A 2,569-nucleotide genomic window follows, 5' to 3' on the forward strand; every position below is an offset into this window, starting at 1 on the left:
GGCTTCCTGCATGTGATAGCCGCTGATCGAGATGCTGTTGAACTTGGGCATCTCGCGCGACGTGTAGCCGATGATGTCCGACACGATCCGCATCGAGGGCTCGGGCGGATAGATGTAGGTGTTGCGGACCATGAACTCCTTGAGGATGTCGTTCTGGATGGTCCCGTCGAGCTTGGCGCGCTCGACCCCCTGCTCCTCGCCGGCGACGATGTAGAAGGCGAGGATCGGGATCACCGCGCCGTTCATCGTCATCGACACGCTCATCTGATCGAGCGGGATGCCGTCGAACAGAATCTTCATGTCCTCGACGCTGTCGATCGCGACCCCCGCCTTGCCGACATCGCCGGTGACGCGGGCGTGGTCGCTGTCGTAGCCGCGATGGGTGGCGAGGTCGAAGGCAACGCTTAGCCCCTTCTGTCCGGCGGCGAGATTGCGACGGTAGAAGGCGTTCGATTCCTCGGCGGTCGAGAAGCCGGCGTATTGGCGGATCGTCCACGGCCGGCCGGCGTACATCGACGCGCGCACGCCGCGGGTGAAGGGCGCGAAGCCCGGCAGCCCGGGGTCGGCGCGCACGTCCTCGGCGGTGTAGAGCGGCTTCACGTCGATGCCCTCGGGGGTGCGCCAGGTCAGGTCGGCGCCCTTGACCTCCTTCGCGGCCAGCGCCCGCCAGTCGGCGAGCACCGGGGTGGGGGGCGCCGGCGGGGTGACGTCGCGGGCTGGCGCCGTGCTGCCGGCGTCCTCGCCGACGTTGAGTTCGATTTCGGCCATCAGGCCCCTCTGAACTCGGCCTTTCGCTTCTGCAAGAAGGCGAGGCCGCCCTCCATCGCGTCGCCGGTGCCGCCGGCGATGCGCTGCCCCGCCGCCTCGCGGCCGAGCGCGTCGGTATAGGTGCCGTCCAGTGCGAGCGCGATATTCCGTCGCATGACGCCCAGCGCCACCGTCGGCCCTGCCGCGAGCCGCTCGGCCAACGCCGTCGCCTCGGACAGCAACTGGTCGTCGGGCACGACCTTATGGATCATGCCCCAGTCGAGCGCCTTCGCCGCGCCGATCTTCTCGCCCAGCATCATCATCTCGGTCGCACGCGCCTTGCCGACCAGCCGCGTCAGCATCCACGACGCACCGCCGTCGGGGACGAGGCCGATATTGACGAACGCCTGGAGAAAATAGGCCGACGCGCCCGCGACCACGAAATCCGCCGCCAGCGCGATCGAGCAGCCGACGCCCGCCGCGGGGCCGTTGACGGCGGTGACCGTAGGCACGTCGAGCTCCGCCAGCTTCAGCATCAGCGGATTGTAGTACTTCGTCAGCGCCCGGTGGCTCGCCTGGCCGCCCCCGACGGTGCGGTCGCCGCGCGCCTGCAGGTCGGCACCCGAGCAGAACGCACGCCCCGCGCCGGTGATGAGCACCGCCCTCGCCCCGTCATGCCGGTCGAGCGCGTCGCCCAGCTCGTCCGCCATGTCGAGCGAGGCGGCATTGAGCCGGTCGGGACGGTTGAGCGTGAGGTGCAGCACGTCGCCACGCCGCTCGGCGAGAATGGTCTGGTAATCGGGCATCGCTGGCTCCCCCCTGGTCAGTGACCGCCTGTAGGCGTCTCCATCAATTCGACCAACACCCCGCCCATATCCCTGGGGTGGACGAACACGATGAGCGTCCCGTGCGCACCGATGCGGGGTTCGCCGAGAACGGTTGCGCCCTTGCCCTTCAGATCGGCGACGGCGGCGTGGACGTCGGGTACTTCGAAACAGACATGATGCTGACCGCCGGCAGGGTTCTTGCGGAGGAAACCGGCGATGGGGGAGCTGTCGTCATAGGGCTCGATCAGTTCGATCTGCGTGTTGGGCGTGTCGATGAAGCAGACCTTCACCCCCTGCGCGGGCAGGTCGAACGGCTTGCCGACAACGGTCGCGCCGAGCAGGGCGCGATAGGTCTCGATCGATCGTTCGATCGAGGGCGTCGCGACGCCGACATGGTTGAGGCGGCCGAGGGTCATGGAATCAGATTCATAAGGAAGAGCGCCACGAACACGAACAGGCAAACGAATGTCGCATTTACACCTAGAAGGCTCCAAAACCATTTAGGCCTTTCGTAGCAGCTATAAATCCGTTTCCGCCATTTGACCCGGCCTTCCATCAACCCATCGGCTGAATTTGCCAGCAATTGAACGACGGCACAGATGCAGGCCGTCGCCGACAATGGCACGATCCAATCCGAATCAACGAATGCGCTGACCAAGATAGCGAGTGCGCAAAAACCGAAGCCGAGGTAGGCGGCGACAGCTACCCAATTAGCCCGCGTCAGAGTGGGATGTTGTCGTGCTTCTTCCATGGATTTTCCAATTGCTTCCCGCGTAGCTTGCGCAGCCCCAGCGCCACCCGTCGCCGCGTGGAATGCGGCTGGACGACCTCGTCGACGAAGCCCTTGCTCGCCGCGACGAAGGGATTGGCGAACCTCGCTTCGTATTCGGCGGTGCGTTCGGCGATCTCGTCGGGTGTGCGGCCGCGGAAGATGATCTCGACCGCGCCCTTCGCGCCCATCACCGCGATCTCGGCGGTCGGCCAGGCGTAGTTGA

The 2,569-nt window shown here is 66.1% G+C and carries 5 protein-coding genes; all 5 read right to left on the minus strand.

The window, feature by feature from the left end; translation table 11 throughout:
- The coding region (locus ACFE7K_RS15655) for a methylmalonyl-CoA mutase family protein (RefSeq protein WP_375399120.1) at nt 1-768 on the minus strand (768 nt) is incomplete at its 3' end.
- Nucleotides 768-1,553 (minus strand): enoyl-CoA hydratase-related protein, encoded by a 786-nt coding sequence (locus tag ACFE7K_RS15660; protein WP_375399121.1) that lies wholly within the window; start codon nt 1,551-1,553, stop codon nt 768-770. The genes ACFE7K_RS15660 and ACFE7K_RS15655, both read right to left, overlap by 1 nt.
- A gap of 17 nt (nt 1,554-1,570) precedes the next feature.
- Nucleotides 1,571-1,990 carry a methylmalonyl-CoA epimerase gene (mce, locus tag ACFE7K_RS15665; RefSeq protein ID WP_375399122.1) on the minus strand — a complete coding sequence of 140 codons (420 nt, stop codon included), beginning with the start codon at nt 1,988-1,990 and terminating at the stop codon, nt 1,571-1,573.
- On the minus strand, nt 1,987-2,325 hold the full coding sequence (locus ACFE7K_RS15670; RefSeq protein ID WP_375399123.1) for a hypothetical protein: 339 nt from the start codon (nt 2,323-2,325) through the stop codon (nt 1,987-1,989). Before ACFE7K_RS15670 ends, mce begins: the two co-directional genes overlap by 4 nt.
- Nucleotides 2,295-2,569 (minus strand): carboxyl transferase domain-containing protein (locus ACFE7K_RS15675; RefSeq protein ID WP_375399124.1); only part of this gene is annotated, 275 nt, incomplete at its 5' end. The genes ACFE7K_RS15675 and ACFE7K_RS15670, both read right to left, overlap by 31 nt.

The organism is uncultured Sphingomonas sp., assembly GCF_964244265.1.
Taxonomy (GTDB): domain Bacteria; phylum Pseudomonadota; class Alphaproteobacteria; order Sphingomonadales; family Sphingomonadaceae; genus Sphingomonas.

Excerpts from the sequence above, each read along its gene's own strand:
- ACFE7K_RS15660 (WP_375399121.1), bottom strand. The coding sequence starts at position 1,553 with ATGCCCGATTACCAGACCATTCTCGCCGAGCGGCGTGGCGACGTGCTG.
- ACFE7K_RS15670 (WP_375399123.1), bottom strand. The coding sequence starts at position 2,325 with ATGGAAGAAGCACGACAACATCCCACTCTGACGCGGGCTAATTGGGTA.
- mce (WP_375399122.1), bottom strand. The coding sequence starts at position 1,990 with ATGACCCTCGGCCGCCTCAACCATGTCGGCGTCGCGACGCCCTCGATC.